Source organism: Williamsia sp. 1135 (assembly GCF_002095395.1).
Taxonomy (GTDB): Bacteria; Actinomycetota; Actinomycetes; order Mycobacteriales; family Mycobacteriaceae; genus Williamsia.
Genome location: NZ_MJEI01000070.1, coordinates 24,320 through 42,001, shown reverse-complemented (window position 1 = coordinate 42,001; position 17,682 = coordinate 24,320). Strand labels below are relative to the sequence as shown.

Here is a 17,682-nt window from a genome sequence, read left to right as displayed (position 1 = left end):
AACCCGGCCGGACTGATTCCGCCTCGGGAGGCAGAGATCAGATGGGAGGCACCGACTACAGGGAGAGGTAGTTCTTCAGCTCGAACGGTGTCACGTGGCTACGGTATTCGGTCCACTCCGCCCACTTGTTCCGCAGGAAGTACTCGAAGACGTGCTCGCCCACCGCCTCGGCGACCAGTTCGGACTTCTCCATCTTGGTCAGCGCCTCAGCCAGAGAGCCCGGTAGTTCCTTGTAGCCCATCGCCCGACGCTCGGCCGAGGTGAGCGAGAAGACGTCGTCCTCGGCGTGCTCGGGGAGTTCGTACCCTTCTTTGATGCCCTTGAGGCCGGCAGCGAGCAGGACCGCGAAGGTCAGGTAGGGGTTGCAGGCCGAGTCGGGGCTGCGGACCTCGATACGCCGCGACGACGCCTTGTTCGGGGTGTACAGCGGCAACCGGATCAGCGCGGAACGATTCGCCGCGCCCCAGCTGGCCGCTGTCGGGGCCTCTCCACCGTGGATCAGGCGCTTGTAGCTGTTGACCCACTGGTTGGTGATGGCGCTCAGTTCGTCGGCGTGGTGCAGGATGCCCGCGATGAACTGCTTGCCGGTGTCCGACAGCGCCATCGGATCGTCCGGGTTGTGGAACGCGTTGGTGTCGCCTTCGAACAGGCTCATGTGGGTGTGCATTGCCGATCCGGCGTATTCACTGAAAGGCTTCGGCATGAACGTCGCCCAGACGTTTTCCGCGATCGCGACCTCTTTGACCACGTAGCGGAAGGTCATCACGTTGTCGGCCATCGACAGCGCGTCGGCGTAGCGGAGGTCGATCTCCTGCTGGCCGGGCGCTCCCTCGTGATGTGAGAACTCGACGGAGATGCCCATCGACTCGAGGGCCTCGATGGCGTGCCGACGGAAGTTCGGTGCCGAGTCGTGGACGGCCTGATCGAAGTAACCGCCGTTGTCGGCGGGGATCGGGATCGAACCGTCGGTGGTCGGCGGATTCTTGAGCAGGAAGAACTCGATCTCGGGATGGACGTAGCAGCTGAAGCCCTGATCGGCGGCCTTGTTGAGCTGGCGGCGGAGCACGTGCCGCGAGTCCGCCCACGACGGTTCCCCGTCGGGCATCACGATGTCGCAGAACATCCTGGCGGAGTGGTGCCGACCCGTGCTCGTCGTCCACGGCAGGATCTGGAAGGTCGAGGGGTCGGGCTTGGCGATGGTGTCTGCCTCCGAGACCCGCGAGAAGCCCTCGATGGCGGATCCGTCGAAGCCGATGCCCTCGGCGAAAGCGCCTTCGAGCTCGGCCGGCGCGATGGCAACCGACTTCAGATATCCGAGTACGTCGGTGAACCACAGACGAACAAAACGAATGTCGCGCTCTTCGAGCGTCCGGAGCACGAATTCTTTTTGGCGATCCATGACATCGGAGCCTAGGAGCGCCCTGTTAAATGCATGTTACGGGCGCGCTTCAACCAGAATATCCAGGGCATTTCTGGCAAGAATCTCAGCATTTGAGGCCTTCGTCCGGCAGGGTGAGATTTACGAAGTAATCAGTGACGGCGTCGTCGACGCATTCGTGACCCTCCAGAGACGCCGTGTGCTGAGCACCCTCGTATGTGATGAGCCGGGCCCCCAACTGCGCCGCGAGATCGACACCGGCCTGATACGGGGTCGCGGGGTCGTTGGTTGTCGAGATGACAACAGTCGTGGGCAGATTCGGGATGTTCAGATCGTGCGGCGTGCTGGTGGGCGGTACGGCCCAGAATGCGCATACGTCGCGCGCGCCCGTGCCGGTGCCGCGCCCGTCATCGGTGAACGGCGCGGCGCGCCGTCCCTCGACCTCGAGCCGGTCGATCTCGGCCTGATCGGTCAATCGCTGGTCGTCGACGCAACGGATCGCCGTGAATGCGTCCGAGCTGTTGCTGTATTCGCCGGCCGCGTCGCGTCCCTCGTAGAGGTCGGCCAATCGCAGCAGGGTGTCTCCGCGACCGCCTGCGAGTTCGGTCAGCGCTTCCCGCAGGGGCTCCCACAGCACGCCCGAATACATGGCCTGTGCGACACCGGTCATCGCGTCGTCGTAGGTCAGGGGACGGCCGTCCGACGTCGGCGCGGGTTTGTCGATCAGTGGTCTGGTCAGTTCCTGGAACCGGGTAGTCGCAGTCGCTGGGTCGTCACCGAGGGCACAGCCGCCGCGCGTGATGCAGTCGGCCGCGAACGCGTCGAACGTCGACTGGAACCCGGCGAGTTGCCGGATGTTCTCGTCGACCGGGTTCGCCGAGGGATCGACCGCACCGTCGTTGACCATCGCCCGGACCTTGGTCGGGAACTGCTCGGCGTACGCAGATCCGATCCTGGTGCCATAGGAATAACCGAGGTAGTTGAGCTGGTCGTCGCCGAGCGCCGCCCTCAGCACGTCCAGGTCCTTCGCCACGTCGACGGTTCCGACGTGCGCGAGAAAGTCCGTACCGACCCGCTCCGCGCACTTGTCGGCGTCTGCCTTGTTCTCCGCCTCGATCTTCGCGATGCCGGCCGGGCTCATGTCGACCAACGTCTCGGCTCGCTCGTCATCACGCTCTTGCGCTGTGAAACAACGGATCTGCGGCGTCGACTTGCCGATCCCTCGCGGATCGAAGCCGATCAGGTCGAATCGTTCCCCGAGATCGAGAGCGCCGAAAGTCTGCGCCTGCCCGGCCATGAACTCGACTCCTGACGCGCCGGGACCACCGGGATTCATCAGCAGCGAGCCCACCTTGTCACCGGACGCGCGGACCCGGAAGATCGCGATCTCCGCGGCGTCGCCGTCGGGGTTCTCGTAGTCGACGGGCACCGTGATCGTCGCGCAGTCGCTGCGGTCCTCCGGGTAGCCGGTCGTCTCCTGGTCGGCGTAGTCGGCACACGATTCCCAGCGGATCGTCTGGCCGTAGAATCGGTCGAGGTTCGGCGCCGGCCCGGCGCCGACACTGAACGTGGCATCCTCGGCCTGCCCGTCGACGCTCTCGGTGCAGGCCGTCCCCGCCATCACCACCAGCACCGCACCGATCACGCCGAACCATCGCCGCACCCGCGGTCGCCTTCGCCTGCTCACCAGGCACATCGTGCCACGGGGCCCGCCGGCGCAGTCCACGGAACACGTCCCCCGATGTGACAAATTCGACAGCTACCTGCTGTTTCCCGGCAGCCATACCGGTGCCACACTGGTGGGGTCATCCACCCACCCGGGTACCTGCTGACGCAGGACTCGAGGCACGAAAGAGACAACGATGTCTGAGAATTCGGTTTATGGTGCTGCGCATTCGGCAAACGATTCGGCCGGCGCAGCCGATTCCCCCCGACGCCGCGTGACCCGCGTGCACCATCTCGCCCAGATGAAGGCCGAGGGCGAAAAGTGGTCCATGCTCACCGCCTACGATTTTTCCAGTGCCCGGATCTTCGACGAGGCACAGATCCCGGTCCTTCTCGTCGGAGACTCCGCCGCCAACGTCGTCTACGGGTACGACACCACCATCCCCGTCAGCATCGATGAACTCCTTCCGCTCGTCCGTGGCGTCGTCAAGGGCGCCCCTCACGCGCTGGTCGTCGCCGACCTGCCCTTCGGCAGCTACGAAGCGGGCCCGCAGCAGGCCCTCGAATCCTCCATCCGATTCTTCAAGGAAGGCGGCGCCCACGCCGTCAAGCTCGAAGGTGGCGAACGGGTCGCCGACCAGATCGCGACCCTCACCGCTGCCGGTATCCCCGTCATGGCCCACATCGGCTTCACCCCGCAGAGCGTCAACGGCCTCGGCGGCTTCCGGGTGCAAGGCCGCGGCGACGCCGGTGACCAGCTGATCAACGACGCGATCGCCGTGCAGGAAGCGGGCGCCTTCGCCGTTGTCATGGAGATGGTCCCCGCCGATCTCGCAGGCCAGATCAGCCGCAAGCTCACCATCCCGACGGTCGGCATCGGCGCGGGCAACGAAACCGATGCCCAGGTTCTCGTCTGGCAGGACATGGCCGGTTTCACCCACGGCAAGACCGCCAGATTCGTCAAGCGGTATGCCGACGTCGGCGGCGAGTTGCGCCGCGCGGCAGAACAATACAACGACGAGGTGCGTCGCGGGACCTTCCCGGGACCCGAGCACAGCTACTGATCCGACGCCCGATCTTGGTGGGTTCTGGCGAGCATTCACCCTGCTCGACGTCGCCGGAACCCACCACTTTCGGGTCCGTGGGCCACGGGACGGGCATAGTGGACACATGCGTGACTTCTATCCACCGATCGAGCCCTTTGCCGCCGGCCACCTCGATGTCGGTGACGGACAACAGATCTACTGGGAACAGAGCGGCAACCCTGCCGGCAAGCCTGCGATCTTCGTGCACGGCGGACCAGGCGGCGGCACTGCGCCGGCCCAACGGCGATTCTTCAACCCCGACGCGTATCGGATCATTCTGTTCGACCAGCGCGGCTGCGGTAAGTCCACGCCCCACATCGCCGACGGTGCCGACCTCTCGGTCAACACCACCGACCACCTGATCTCCGACATGGAAAAGCTCCGCGCGGAGTTCTCCATCGATCGCTGGCAGGTCTTCGGCGGGTCGTGGGGCTCGACCCTCGGTCTCGCCTACGCTCAACGCCATCCCGAGCGGGTCACCGAGCTGGTGCTACGCGGGATCTTCCTGCTTCGCCGCAGCGAAATCGACTGGTATTACAACGGAGGCGCTGCCAACATCTACCCCGACCTCTGGGAGGGCTATCTCGAACCCATCCCGGCCGGCGAGCGTGAGGGTGATCTCGTCGAGGTGTACCACCGACTTCTCACCGGCAGCGACCCGGTTGCGGCAACCCGTGCTGCAGTGGCCTGGACGACCTGGGAGAAGTCGACGAGTTACCTTCTGCCACAGGCCGATGACGACGACGGATCCGACTCCGATCGGTACGCATTGGCGTTCGCCGGAATCGAGAACCACTACTTCTACAATCGCGGCTTCCTCGACGAAGGACAACTACTCGCCGATGCGCCTCTGATCAAAGACATTCCCGGCGTCATCGTGCAGGGACGCTACGACGTGGTGTGCCCCGCACGCAGCGCGTGGGACCTGCACCGCGCGTGGCCCATCGCCGACCTGCACATCGTGGACGACGCCGGTCATGCGTCGTTCGAGATCGGGATCCGCCATCATCTGATCGAGGCGACGGACCGCTTTGCAGGTCTTGCCGCCGCTGAGAAAGGACACTGAGTTGACCGCGCACGAGGCCCTGGAGATCGAGCTCAAGTACGACTTGAACGCCGGCGCGTCGGTGCCGGACCTCACCGTGCTCGACGCGGTGCAGTCGGTGACCGGTCCGGTCGTCGAGCATCTCGATGCCACCTACTACGACACCGACGCCCTCGATCTGGCGGGCAACAAGATCACCCTCCGACGCCGCGAGGGCGGCCACGACGAGGGGTGGCATCTCAAACGCCCGGCGACGTCCGCAGGGCCCGGACGCCGAGAGATGCAGGTCGGATTGGAAACGGCCGCCGATCCCTTCTCCGAGGTATTGGTCCCGACCGAACTCACCGACCATGTCCAGGTCCATGTACGCGGTCGACGGCTGTCCCCTATCGCCACGATCTCGACCGTTCGCCGCATCACCGAACTGCACGATTCGGCAGGCCAGGTTCTCGCCGTTCTCTGCGAGGACAGCGTCGCCACCCAGTCGCTGTTGCCGGGTGGTCACGCGCAGACATGGAACGAGTGGGAACTCGAACTCGTGGCAGGCGACGAGAAGTTGCTGAAGGCAGCGGACAAGGTGCTGCGCAGCAGCGGCGCCCGTACCGCGTCGAGTGCGTCGAAACTCGCTCGCGCCATCGGACCGACCCCGACCGGCAGCGACTCGACGAGGCACGGAGGCAAGAAGTCGGCGGCGAAGAAGTTGTCTGCGCTCGAGTTGGTGATCGCAGAACTCGCCGAACACCGTGACCATCTCATCGCCCAGGACCCGCTGGTGCGGGTCGACGCACCTGACTCGGTGCACCAGATGCGGGTCGCGACCCGGCGCGCTCGCAGCGTCCTGCGGTCGTTCCCAGAAGTTCTGCACGGCGACGTGATCGGACACCTCGAAGGCGAGCTGAAGCACTTGGCGGGCATTCTCGGTGATGCGCGCGACGCCGAGGTGCAACTCGAACGCAACCGCCACCTGCTCGAAGGTGAGTCCGCGCCCGCGACCATCATCGCGGCGTTGGTCGACGACCAGATCAGGACCTGTGGATCCACGGTCGAGGTGGTGCTCGATTACCTCAGGTCCACCAGGTACTACAACTTGCTCAACGAACTCGACAGCACCGTGGCCGAACCACAGCCCGGACCCGACTCCGATCTCACTGCGACGAAGGCCCTCGACGAGGCGGTGGCACGCAGCGCCAAGCGGGTTCGGAAGGCCCAGCGCAAGCTCGAAGGACTCACCGTCGAGTCCGCGGAGTGGATCGAGCAGTTGCACACCATTCGCAAACGGGCAAAACAGTTGCGTTACACCACAGATTCGGCTGACCGGCTGGGCACCGACAAGTACAGGAAGATCGCGAAGCAGGCCAAGCAGGAGCAGGCCGCACTGGGCGACTTCCACGATGCCGAGGTCAGTCGCGAACACCTCGCTCAGTTGGCCGGGGGTTCCGGCATCTCGGTCGCCGACGCCTTCGTCTACGGCCGCCTGGATGCCCGCGAGCAGGCGGCCGCCCAGATCGCGATGCGTGAGTACCTCAAGGCGAAGTCTCGGCTGTGAACACCAGATTCGGGCCATGCGTGTCGGCACTGGTCAGGCGCACCGAGATCTGACTGCCCTCGGCCGGGTCTCCGATACAGGTCGCGAAGACGGCGGGTTCGGCGATGAAGATCTGGGCGGGGCGCTTACCCCGTTTCGGGTGCAGGACGGTGGCCGAGAAGATCTCGCCCACCCGGTCTGCGAGCAGGATGGCCTCGGCGAGGTCGAGTCCCGCCCGGTCCGCCCGCCCCGCAACGGAGCCCGAACTGCGCATGATCTCGGGCAGGGTCGGCAGTGCCGCGAGTACCCACTCGGGCACCGGTTCGCCCGTGTGCAACGCCAGGCACACCTCTGTGGCGAAGCGGTCCGCCAACCGACGCAGCGGTGCGGTGACGTGGGCATAGACCCCGGCGATTCCGCCGTGGGTGGTCACCGCGTCGGCCGGGACCTCCCCCAGCAAAGCGAGATAGTCACTGCCGCGGAGCAACGTGGTGGCGTCGGACATCAGCGCGAGCGTGGTGGGGGCCTGGGGATCGAGCCCGGCCAGGAATGCCCCCGGAGAGAGCGATTCGGGCCACGACACCCCCAGGGCGACCGCCGATTTGCGCAGAGCCGCGACCTCGCCGTCCTGCGCATCGGGCAGCGTTCGCAGCAGGCCGACCGCGTGGTCGAGCATGAGTTCACCCGCACACATACCTGTCAGCAGTGAGACCTGCGAGTTCCACATGTCTGCACGGGTTCTCGGCTGCACCGACAGCTCCCAATTACCGTCGGCGTCGCGAATCACATCCTGCTCGGGCAGACCGAGCTCGATGGCTCCCCGACTGATCGACAACCTCTGCCGCACCTCACCGAAATCGGGCAGAGCCGCGATCGAGGGGTGCAGGGTGCCGGCAGCGTGGTCGGCCATGACGCCCGCATAGTCCAGGCGCGCCACGGACTTCACCCGCGCCCTGGTCAGCTCCACCGACACCGGGATCGCCTCGGCGTCGACGACGATGCGCCAGAGCACCGCGGGCCGGATCTGTTCGGGGAGCAACGAACCGGTGTTCTCCGACAACGCCCGCGGGTGCAGGGGAACGTTGCCGTCCGGGAAGTAGATGGTCTGTCCGCGTCGCCGGGTCTCCTGGTCGAGTGCGCCCTGCGGCACGACCAGAGCCGCAACGTCTGCGATCGCGTAGTGCACGATGAAACCGTCGCCGTCCCGGGCGATGTGCACGGCTTGATCGAGATCCACCGAACCAGGCGGATCGATGGTCACCAACGCGAGGTCGGTGCGATCGATCCGAGCGTCGGCGAGGCGGTCGACCGCGGTCTCGGCCTCGTGCTGGGCCGCGGCACCGAACTCCTCGGACAGCCCCAGGTCGGTCCGAATGGCGCCGAAATCTATGTCTGCGGCACGGAGTCTGCGTTGCACAAGCCCCAGACTATCGGGCGCAGAATCTGCCCCGGGCGAACGAGCCGGCCTGTAAGCCGGATCCTGTGCCGCCCACCTCACGGTGGGCGGTAGCGGCCATCCATCTGGGCACACCGTCGCCGGGTACCTCGAGCGGTCCACCCGCAGGCTCGGGCGAGCAGCCCTCGAACGCCTGCGCAGCCGCACCGGTTAGATGCGGCCTTCGACCTTGCTCCGGGTGGGGTTTACCGAGCCACCACGGTCACCCGTGGCGCTGGTGCGCTCTTACCGCACCGTTTCACCCTTACCGGCTTGCGCCGGCGGTCTGTTTTCTGTGGCACTGTCCCGCGGGTCACCCCGGGTTGCTGTTGGCAACCACCCTGCTCTGTGGAGTCCGGACTTTCCTCGACCGTGGGCAGGTGCGCGTGAGCGACTGTCCCCGCGATCGCGGCCGCCCGGCCGGCTCGTTCGCTCCATCACTCTACGTTCTCGCCGACTGCGGTTCGCACCCGCGACCCGCCGCAGTGAACAATCAACGCGTGGATGTCGTGTCATTGGTGCTGCTGATGGCGGCCCTGGGATTTGCCGTATGGCGTCCACGAGGCCTCCCCGAAGCCACCGTCGCCGTCCCGGCGGCCCTGACGGTCGTCGCTGCGGGGGTCGTGGAGGTCGATCGGGCCTGGTCCGAGGTGACCGCGCTCTCGTCGACGGTGCTGTTCCTCGCGGCGCTCCTGGTGCTGTCCTATGCCTGTTCGGTCCTGGGCGTGTTCACCTGGCTCGCAGCGGTGATCGCTCGGCGGGCCTCGCCGTCAGCCGGCGACACGCGGCCGAACCGTCATCGGCTGCTGGCCCTGGTGTTCGGTGCCGCGGCGCTGACCACCGCTGCGCTGAGTCTCGACGCGACCGTGCTGCTGCTGACCCCGGTGCTGTTGTCGATGACCCGGACCCTGCGGGTGTCAGCGCGGCCATACAGCTATGCCACGGTGACACTGGCCAACTCGGCGTCGACGTTGATGCCCGTCTCCAACCTCACCAATCTGCTCGCGTTCGCGGCGACCGGACTCGGCTTCGTCGAGTTCACCCTGTTGATGGCACTGCCGTGGCTGATCACCCTCGTCGTCGAGTTCGTGGTGTTCTGCATTTTCTTCCGCGGCGATCTCCGTGAGCGCCCGCACCCCGACCACATCGAGGATCCCGGTCCCGCGCCCCGGCTACCACTGGCGCTGCTGGCGATCACCCTCGTCTCTTTCGGACTCAGCTCGGTGGTCGGCATCGAGCCGGTGTGGTGCGCGGTTGTCGGAGCCGTCGTGATGTCCGCCCTGGCGCTGCGTGCAGGGTCCAGTTCACCGCTGACACTGGCGCTGTCGGCAAAACCCGGCTTCCTGCTGTTCGTGTTCGCGCTCGGCGTCCTGGTCGCGGGCATCTCCGACGGCGGGATCGGCACCGGCCTCGCCGACATCCTGCCGGGCGGCACCGGGTTGGCCGATCTCCTCGTCGTCGCCGCGATCTCGGCAGTGATCGCGAACCTGATCAACAACATCCCCGCGGCACTGCTGATGCTGGCCGCGTTGGGGTCGGGCGCCCCGGCACCGCTGGTGCTGGCCATGCTCCTCGGGGTCAACATCGGACCCACCCTGACTTACCTGGGCTCGCTGGCAAATCTGCTGTGGCTCAAGCTGGTTCAACACGACGGACAACAGGTCACCGTGCGGGAGTTCACGCTGGTCGGGCTGGCCACCGTGCCGGTCACCTTGGTGATGTCGGTGATCGCGTTGTGGGCCGTGACCTGAGGCGGATCAGTCGTGACCCGGCATCGCGCTTCGGACCGACTGCAGCGCCGCGATGAGGTCGCCGACGATCTCCGAGTGCGCGGCGGGCGATCTCACGACCGCCGACACCGACACCCGCAGCGCTCGCTCCCGATCGCGCGTGAATGCGATTCCCGCCAACGGAGTGCGCTCGTAGAGGACCGTCCACTCCTCGGGGTGATTGAGCAGCTCCATGGTCGCCGTGTGATCGACCGGCAACGGCGGCGCCTGCCGCGGCCGTTCCAGCCCATGCCGATCAAAAGCGTCGCGGATCACGTTGTGTAACAACACCTGATCGCGGGCAGAGGGCAACAGCAACGGGTAGCCACCGAGCTCGGCCAGCCCCACCTCGTCGGCACCCGCCAGGGGATGACTCTGCGACATCGCGACCACGAGGTCGTCGACCCAGAGCTCCTGGACCGCCAGCCCAGGCCGATCGAGGCCGCCACGGATGAGTGCGAGGTCGACGTCGCCGCCCAGGACTGCTTCGATACGTTGATCGAAGCTCTTGATGATGAACTCGATCTCGACGTCGAGGTGCTCGTTCCGCAACTGCGCGATGGCCGCGAGCGACTGCTGGGCGAACGACATGTTCGCCGCCATCCGGACGCGGCCGCTGGGGGTACGGGCGGTGGCGGTGATCATCGACTCGATCTGCAGCATCTGCTGCGCCAACGGCAGCACCTGGGCGCCCAGGTCGGTGAGCCGCACGAGCCTGGTCGAACGCTCGATCAGTTTTGCGCCGAGTTCGTGCTCGAGGCGCGCCACCTGATGGCTGATCGCCGATTGCGAGATGAAGCAGCGCGCCGCAGCCCTGCTGAAGCTCAGCTCCTCGGCGACGGTGACGAAGTAGGTCAGCTGGCGTAGTTCCACACGACCAGGATATATGAGCGATGCAGATAAGTTCTATCTAAACATTGTGTTTGATCAGGCGCTGATAAGGGATTACTTCTTGTTAGGTGCGCGCTGTACTAGGCAGTAGTCGCCAACAGGAGATAAAAGGATCATGAACACAATGCCCGCACCTCACCGCGTGCCCACTCATCTGGACGTCGACGTCGCCATCGTCGGATCGGGATTCGGCGGGTTGACTGCTGCTCAGAAGCTGGCCAAGACCGGCCTGCGCGTCGCGTTGATCTCCAGCACTCCCGAGCATCTGTTCCAGCCGCTGCTCTACCAGGTGGCGACCGGTGTACTGAACAGTGAAGAGATCGCACCGGACGTTGCCGGGATCCTGCGCAAGCACCGCAACGTCGAGGTCATCCTGGGCACCGTGACCGAAGTGGACCCTGATGCCGGGGTTCTGCGTTACCGCCACGACGGACCGACGCAGACCATCTCGTTCCGCTACCTGATCGCCTCGACCGGTGCCACGCAGTCGTACTTCGGACGTGACGAGTTCGCGCACTACTCCTATTCGCTCAAGACGATCGACGACGCCACGAACCTGCGCACGCAGATTCGCCGATGCTTCGAGGAAGCAGCCAGGACCGACGACGCCGACCTGCGTCGACGCCTACTCAGCTTCGTCGTCGTCGGGGCGGGCCCGACCGGCGTCGAGGTCGCAGGCCAGATCCGCGAACTCGCCACCCGCTACTACAAGCTCGACGATGTGTCGGTGTATCTCGTCGAGGGCGCAGGCAACGCGCTGCCCGTCTACGGCGGCTCGCTCTCCGCTTATGCGAAGAAGGCCCTCGAACGCGGCGGCGTCGAGGTACTGCTCGATTCGCTGGTGACAGAGATGGATTCAGACGGCGTCACCATCAAGGTCGGTGGCGCAGCCACTCGACGTATCGCCGCGGACACCGTGGTCTGGTCGGCCGGCGTGCAGGCCAGCCCGTTCGCAGCGGTACTCGCGAAGGCGACCGGCAGCGAGACCGACCGGGCGGGCAGACTCCTGATCAACCAGGATCTGACCGTGGGCGGATACGCCAACGTCTACGCGATCGGCGACATGACCTCGCTGAACGGATACCCGGGACAGAGCCCGGTGGCGATGCAGCAGGCCCGTCATGCAGCAGATGTGATCAGCCGAAAGAAGCTACCGGGCACCGCCTTCGAGTATTTCGACAAGGGCAGCATGTCGGTGATCAACCGGTTCAGCGCGGTCGTCGCACTCAACGAACGGGTCCGCTTCGGTGGCTTCATCGCGTGGCTGACCTGGCTGGCCGTGCACCTGTTCTACCTGGTGGGTTTCCGCAACCGGTTCGCGGCCATCGCCTCGTGGCTGTTTGCTTTCATCGGCAGTAACCGGCCAGGCTTCGCGCAGGCCGACAAGGTGGATTCTGAGGCCAGACGCCAGCCCAAGGCGAGCTGACGCCAACGCTCAATCGCCGCGCCCGCACTCGAGTTTCCCTCGGGTGCGGGCGCGTTGGCGTGTGAGGTCAGAACTCGCCGAGGTGGCTGGTGTCGTTCACGAGGCGGACCGACGCACCACCGTCGGGATAGAACTCGGCAACACTCAGCGACGCCAGGTCCAGATGCATGCGGTACAGGAACGATGAACCGACACCCAATGCATCACGCAGCGTCACCTTGATCGGCGTGACGTGCGAGACGACGAGCACCTCGCCACCGGCGTAGCGATCGACGAGTTCGGTTCGCGCGTCCAGTACGCGCTGCGTGACGGCGTCGAAGCTCTCGCCACCCGGCGGCGCCACAGAGGTGTCACCCATCCACGTGGTGTGCAGCTCACGATCGCGCTGCGCCGCCTCGCCGAACGTCAGACCCTCCCAGGCGCCGAAGTCGGTCTCGGTGAGACCCTCGTGGATCTGCACCGGCAGTCCCAGTTCGGCAGCGGCGGCTTCAGCCGTCGCGAGCGCGCGGGACAGCGGCGAGGACACGACCGCGGCGATACCCGCGCCACCGGCGTCGCGCTGCGCGCGTGCGGCCAATCGCTTCGCTGCGCGAGCGACCTGATCGCGACCCAGCTCCGTCAGCTCCGGGTTGCCGCGGCCGGAATAGCGTCGTTCGATCGACAGCGGTGTCTGACCGTGCCGCAGCAGGAGCAGTCGCGTGGGCTCGCCGCGCGCCCCGGTCCACCCCGGTGAGGGCTTGAGCTTCTCATCCGGTTGCGGAGCTTCGGATGCCGGACTCACGCCCAACCCGGCCGCCGCATCCATGGCCTCGTTCGCCAGCCGATCGGCGTGCGAGTTCTGAGCTCGGGGGATCCAATGGAAGTCGACGCTCGCGAATCTGCCGACCAACTGCTTGGCCTGCTCCGCGAGCGGAATCATGTCCGGATGCTTGATCTTCCATCGTCCCGACATCTGTTCGACCACGAGTTTGGAGTCCATGCGGACCTGCACCTCGTCGGCCCCGACCTCGGCGGCGGCAGCCAGGCCGGCGATCAGTCCGCGGTACTCGGCGACGTTGTTCGTCGCGATCCCCAGGGCTTCCTTGCGTTCGGCCAGCACGGCTGAACGATCGTCGGAGAAGACCACCGCGCCGTACCCGGCCGGGCCGGGGTTGCCCCGCGAGCCGCCATCGGCCTCGACCACGACTCTCATTTCGCCGACAGACCGGATTCGTGGGTCCGGACCAGGATGGCGCCGCACTCGTCGCACCGGACGACCTCGTCGCTCGCAGTCGCGGTGATACGACCGATCAGCCCGCGGTCCAGTTCCATCCGGCAGGCGCCGCAGCGCCCGGCGCGCAGCAGTCCGGCCCCGACGTGTCCATTCCTCACCTGGCGTTCGTAGATCGCCAGCAGCGCCTCATCGACGTTCGCGATCAGGGCCGCACGCTTGGCCTTCGCGTCGGCCTCGTCCTGGGCGATCTTCTCGAGCGCGACGTCGCGTCGCGCGGTGGCCTCTTCGATCTGGCGCTCCGAATGGTTGGTCATCGCGGAAGCACGTTGCTCGTCGGCCGACACCGCCTCCTGCTGCTCCATCACCTCGAGCATCTCGTCTTCGAGCATGGAGCGCCGCCGGATCAGACCGACAACCTCATGTTCCAACTCGCTCAGTGCTTTCGCAGGCAAGTTGCCCGCTGCGAGTTGCTGATTGTCTTTCTGCTCTCGCAACGACATCGACGTGATCTCGTTGTCGAGCCGGCGTGACTCGCGAAGCAGGTCCTCGGCCGCGATCTGCGCGCGCACCGCTTCGTCGCGCTGCGTCTGCAGTTGCTCACCGAGCGCCGCCAATTCGGCGTTCTCGGGCAACATCGCCCGCCGGTGATCAATACGCAGGAGTTCGGAATCGATGTCGGCGATGTCCAACATCAATCGTTGGGCGGCCGGGTCTGCTTTCACCAGTGTCTCTTCATTCCTCTGCTGTCCGGCCCCGCGGCCGGATCGTCGCCAAGTCCGACATCTATCGCCAGGATGACATTGTGCAACGGTACGCGGTCTGCGCCCCCGTCCCGTCACCGCGGCGCTTGCGGCGCACGTCAGGATCCCCGTTGGGCATGGATCGTCCACGGGTCTGTCGGGACGCCGAACACATCGGTGCGCAGTCCGGGCAGGGTTGCCGCCAGCAACCGGCTCACCTGCGAACACCAGGGGAACTCCGTGGCCCAGTGCCCGGCGTCGATCAGCGCGGGCGGACCGCCGCGCAGGTGTTCGTCCACCGGGTGATGCCGGAGATCGCCGGTGACATAGACATCCGCGCCACTGCCGCGCGCAGTGTCGAGCAGCGAATCGCCGGCCCCACCGCACACCGCCACCGTCCGGACGATCTGCTGCGGATCACCCGCCGCGCGGATCCCGACCGGCGCTGCCGGCAGTGAGCGGGACACGAGGTGGGTGAACTCGGCGAGCGTCATCGGCTCGGCGAGTTGGCCGATCCGGCCCAATCCCTCATCGCTGTCGGCCGCGGCCATCTCCACGAGGTCGAAGGCGGGCTCCTCATAGGGATGCGCGGCGCGCAGAGCGGCGAGAACGTCGTCGCGAACCGCACGGTGAGCCACCATCTCGACGCGGTTCTCGGCGACCTGGGTCAGCTCCCCGGTCGATCCCACTGCCGGGTTCGCGCTCGTTCCCGGCAAGAACTGCCCGGTGCCTGTCGTACTCCAACAGCAGTGGCTGTAGTCCCCGATCCGACCGGCCCCGGCCTCGAACATCGCCTCGCGCACCGTCCGGGCATCGGCGGTCGGTACGAACACCGCCCACTTATCCGTCGGGACAGCGGGTTTGGGGTCGAGTGGCCGCAGCGCGGTGAGTCCGAGCAGGTCGGCCAACGCGTCGGACACTCCCGGATTCGCCGAGTCCGCGTTGGTGTGCGCCGTGTACAGGGCACATCCGCTGCGGATCAGGCGATGCACGAGGCGCCCTTTGGAGGTGTGGACGCCCACGGTGTCCACACCTCGCAGCAGCAGCGGATGATGCGCCACGATGAGTTTCACGCTGTCGGCGATCGCGCGGTCGACCACCTCATCGGTGACGTCGACGCAGCAGAGCACCGAATCGACCGATTCGGCCGGATCGCCGCAGACCAGGCCGATGGAATCCCAACTCTCGGCGAGCCGAGCCGGGTAGGCGCGTTCGAGAACATCGATCACGTCGGTGAGTGTGGTCATCAGAGCACCTTCCTCAGTGCTGCGATCAATCCGGCGACGGTGGCCTCGTCTCGAACGGCGAGCCGTAGGTGGTCGGGACCCAATCCGACGAAGTTGGCGCAACTGCGCACCGCGTAACCGTGTTCACGCAGCCTGTTCTTGATGACGGTGCCGTCGGCAACGGCGACGATCACAAAGGAACCCCGCGGTGACCCGATCACGTGGAGACCGACCGATCGCAGCGCGTCGATCATCGAGGTTCGTTGCGTGGCAACCGATACTGCCTGTTCGTGGGCGTAGCGTGACGCCTGGGCGCCCGCACAGACCTCCAGGGCGGCCAGCTGCAGGGTCCCCAGTGGCCAATGCGGTCGGCGGGCCGACAACTGTTGCAGCACAGCGGGATCCCCGAGCAGGTATCCGGCACGCAGCCCGGCCAGCGCGAAGGTCTTGGTGATGCTGCGCAACACCAGCACTCCGCTGTGTCGGACGCCGGAGAAGCTCTCCGGTTCGCCGGGAACGATGTCCGCGAATGCCTCGTCGACCACCACGACCCGACCGGGCCGCACGAGTGACTCGATGGCCACACGCGGATGCAGCACCGACGTCGGATTCGTCGGATTCCCCAGCACCACCAGGTCCGCGATGTCGGGCACCAGATGCGGATCGAGTTCCCACGGCTCGGGGAGAACAACGTGATCGATCTCGATCCCGGCCGCCCGCAGCGCGCGTTCGGGCTCGGTGAACGACGGCTGGACGAGGGCGGCCCGCCGGGGTGCCAGCTGTGGCAGCAACGCGAACCCCTCCGCTGCACCGGACAGCAGCAACACTTCTGCGGGGTCGCGCCCGTGGCGGTGTGCGATGGCCGCAACCGCTCTGCGTTCGTCGTCGGCGGAGGGATAGCCGGCCAGGTCATCGAGACGGCCGGCGAGTACCTCCCGCACGAAACGGGGCGTCGAACCACGCACGTTCACCGCGAAGTCGACCAACCCGGGCTCTGCGTCGACATCGCCGTGCCGCCCGAGGTCCGCCAGCGAAGCCTGCGTCCATTCCGATCCCACGGTTCGGATTCCTGATTTCACACTTGTCGAGCCTACGGGCAGGATGGACGAGGTGAGTTCGCCCAACGTTTCTCCCCGACCCGACCCCGCCGACCCTGCCACCGTCCTGTTGTTCGATCTCGATGGCACCATCACCGATTCGTTCGCAGGCATCGAGAACAGCTTCCGTCACGCGCTGGCCGCAGTCGGGGCACCGGAGCCCGACCGTGCCCTGGTTGCGGGTATCGCAGGCCCGCCGATGGTCGACAGCCTGCGCGGCATGCAGCTCTCCGACGCCGACGTGGAAGCGGCGATGCTCGCCTACCGCGAACGGTATGTCGCGACCGGATGGCTCGAGAACTCGGTGTTCGACGGGATGGCGGCGCTGTTGGCCGACCTGTCCGACTCCGGCCGGCCGATGGCCGTGGCCACGTCCAAGAACCAGACGACAGCCCGCCGGATCCTCGAGCATTTCGGGCTCGACGGTCACTTCCAGTACATCGCGGGCGCCTCCGACGACGGAAGCCGACGGACGAAATCCGACGTGATCGAACACGCACTGAGTTCGCTCGGGATCACCGATGTGGCGAAGCGACCGGTCGTCATGATCGGTGATCGCCACCACGACGTGCACGGCTCCGCCGAGTTCGGCATCCCGGCGGTCTTCGTCACCTGGGGATACGCACTGGACAACGAGGACTCCGACGCGGCCTGGACCGTCGAGTCCGTGTCGGCGCTGCGGGAGCTCATCCATGCCTGAACGTCTACACGTCACCTTCGTCTGCACCGGCAACATCTGCCGATCACCGATGGGCCAGAACATCTTCCGGCACGCCCTCGACGACGCGGGCCTCGCGGAGCAGGTCCGCGTGAGCAGCTGCGGGACGGGTGACTGGCACGTCGGCGAGGCCGCCGATGTCCGTGCCCGCACCGAACTGACCTCCGCCGGATGCGACGACGAACACGTCGCGGCCCAGCTCGGCAGCGAGCATCTGTCCGCGGATCTGTTGCTCGCCATGGACACCGGTCACTTCGCCGCGCTACGCGACGCCGGGGTCGCCGACCGTTCCGCACTCCTGCGCAGCTTCGATCCCGGTGCCGACAGCGACGACGTCGCCGACCCCTATTTCGGGTCGGACGCCGACTTCACCGACGTCCGCATGCAGATCGAAGCCGCGATGCCCGGTCTGATCGAGTGGGTCCGTACCCGCCTGTAGACCCACCGCCACACCCACCCGGCCGCGGTA

General features: G+C 66.4%; 15 protein-coding genes and 1 other RNA gene. 7 read left to right on the top strand and 9 right to left on the bottom strand.

All coding sequences use genetic code 11. The features are described from left to right. Window positions 1-55: 55 nt before the first annotated feature. Both glnA and BFL43_RS05655 read right to left on the bottom strand, forming a co-directional pair. Entirely contained in the window at window positions 56-1,399 is a 1,344-nt protein-coding gene (glnA, locus tag BFL43_RS05660; protein ID WP_084891581.1) for a type I glutamate--ammonia ligase, read from the bottom strand. An 85-nt stretch (window positions 1,400-1,484) separates the two neighbouring features. Continuing rightward, window positions 1,485-3,074, bottom strand: coding sequence for an alpha/beta hydrolase (locus tag BFL43_RS05655; protein WP_084891610.1), 1,590 nt, complete (start codon window positions 3,072-3,074; stop codon window positions 1,485-1,487). Between the two features lie 166 nt (window positions 3,075-3,240). Between BFL43_RS05655 and panB the strand changes: the two genes are divergently transcribed. The 3 genes from panB (at window position 3,241) to BFL43_RS05640 (ending at window position 6,719) form a co-directional block, all read left to right on the top strand. Beyond that, window positions 3,241-4,107 (top strand): 3-methyl-2-oxobutanoate hydroxymethyltransferase, encoded by an 867-nt coding sequence (gene panB, locus BFL43_RS05650; protein WP_084891579.1) that lies wholly within the window; start codon window positions 3,241-3,243, stop codon window positions 4,105-4,107. Between the two features lie 106 nt (window positions 4,108-4,213). Beyond that, window positions 4,214-5,194 (top strand): prolyl aminopeptidase, encoded by a 981-nt coding sequence (pip, locus tag BFL43_RS05645; protein ID WP_084891577.1) that lies wholly within the window; start codon window positions 4,214-4,216, stop codon window positions 5,192-5,194. Window position 5,195: 1 nt separating this feature from the next. After that, the gene (locus tag BFL43_RS05640; protein ID WP_084891608.1) at window positions 5,196-6,719 is read left to right on the top strand and encodes a CYTH and CHAD domain-containing protein; all 1,524 of its coding nucleotides are present in this window, start codon (window positions 5,196-5,198) and stop codon (window positions 6,717-6,719) included. On the opposite strand, the gene BFL43_RS05635 is transcribed toward BFL43_RS05640, so the two are convergent. Together BFL43_RS05635 and rnpB are read right to left on the bottom strand one after the other, a co-directional pair. After that, the gene (locus BFL43_RS05635) at window positions 6,697-8,115 is read right to left on the bottom strand and encodes an RNB domain-containing ribonuclease (protein ID WP_084891575.1); all 1,419 of its coding nucleotides are present in this window, start codon (window positions 8,113-8,115) and stop codon (window positions 6,697-6,699) included. The genes BFL43_RS05640 and BFL43_RS05635 overlap by 23 nt on opposite strands. Before the next feature lie 36 nt (window positions 8,116-8,151). Next, window positions 8,152-8,561: RNase P RNA component class A (gene rnpB, locus BFL43_RS05630), an RNA gene on the bottom strand. Between the two features lie 72 nt (window positions 8,562-8,633). Here rnpB and BFL43_RS05625 point away from each other — a divergent pair. Further along, window positions 8,634-9,884, top strand: coding sequence for an SLC13 family permease (locus BFL43_RS05625; RefSeq protein WP_084891606.1), 1,251 nt, complete (start codon window positions 8,634-8,636; stop codon window positions 9,882-9,884). Window positions 9,885-9,890: 6 nt separating this feature from the next. Here BFL43_RS05625 and BFL43_RS05620 read toward each other — a convergent pair whose 3' ends face one another. Further along, entirely contained in the window at window positions 9,891-10,775 is an 885-nt protein-coding gene (locus BFL43_RS05620; RefSeq protein ID WP_084891572.1) for a LysR family transcriptional regulator, read from the bottom strand. A 133-nt stretch (window positions 10,776-10,908) separates the two neighbouring features. Between BFL43_RS05620 and BFL43_RS05615 the strand changes: the two genes are divergently transcribed. Then, the gene (locus BFL43_RS05615; RefSeq protein ID WP_084891570.1) at window positions 10,909-12,219 is read left to right on the top strand and encodes an NAD(P)/FAD-dependent oxidoreductase; all 1,311 of its coding nucleotides are present in this window, start codon (window positions 10,909-10,911) and stop codon (window positions 12,217-12,219) included. A gap of 67 nt (window positions 12,220-12,286) precedes the next feature. Here BFL43_RS05615 and BFL43_RS05610 read toward each other — a convergent pair whose 3' ends face one another. From BFL43_RS05610 to cobC, 4 genes are all read right to left on the bottom strand, one after another. Beyond that, a complete protein-coding gene (locus tag BFL43_RS05610; RefSeq protein ID WP_084891568.1) occupies window positions 12,287-13,411 on the bottom strand; it encodes a bifunctional RNase H/acid phosphatase in 1,125 nt (374 codons plus the stop codon). Then, window positions 13,408-14,154, bottom strand: coding sequence for a C4-type zinc ribbon domain-containing protein (locus BFL43_RS05605; RefSeq protein WP_084891567.1), 747 nt, complete (start codon window positions 14,152-14,154; stop codon window positions 13,408-13,410). Before BFL43_RS05605 ends, BFL43_RS05610 begins: the two co-directional genes overlap by 4 nt. Before the next feature lie 137 nt (window positions 14,155-14,291). Then, window positions 14,292-15,419: a Nif3-like dinuclear metal center hexameric protein gene (locus BFL43_RS05600; RefSeq protein ID WP_084891565.1), complete on the bottom strand. Its 1,128-nt coding sequence runs from the start codon at window positions 15,417-15,419 to the stop codon at window positions 14,292-14,294. Then, window positions 15,419-16,477, bottom strand: coding sequence for an Rv2231c family pyridoxal phosphate-dependent protein CobC (gene cobC / locus BFL43_RS05595; protein ID WP_240498083.1), 1,059 nt, complete (start codon window positions 16,475-16,477; stop codon window positions 15,419-15,421). Before cobC ends, BFL43_RS05600 begins: the two co-directional genes overlap by 1 nt. A gap of 31 nt (window positions 16,478-16,508) precedes the next feature. Here cobC and BFL43_RS05590 point away from each other — a divergent pair, with 31 nt between their 5' ends. Together BFL43_RS05590 and BFL43_RS05585 are read left to right on the top strand one after the other, a co-directional pair. Beyond that, window positions 16,509-17,195: an HAD-IA family hydrolase gene (locus tag BFL43_RS05590; protein ID WP_240498082.1), complete on the top strand. Its 687-nt coding sequence runs from the start codon at window positions 16,509-16,511 to the stop codon at window positions 17,193-17,195. Next, a complete protein-coding gene (locus tag BFL43_RS05585) occupies window positions 17,188-17,652 on the top strand; it encodes a low molecular weight protein-tyrosine-phosphatase (protein WP_084891561.1) in 465 nt (154 codons plus the stop codon). Before BFL43_RS05590 ends, BFL43_RS05585 begins: the two co-directional genes overlap by 8 nt. Window positions 17,653-17,682: the final 30 nt, after the last annotated feature.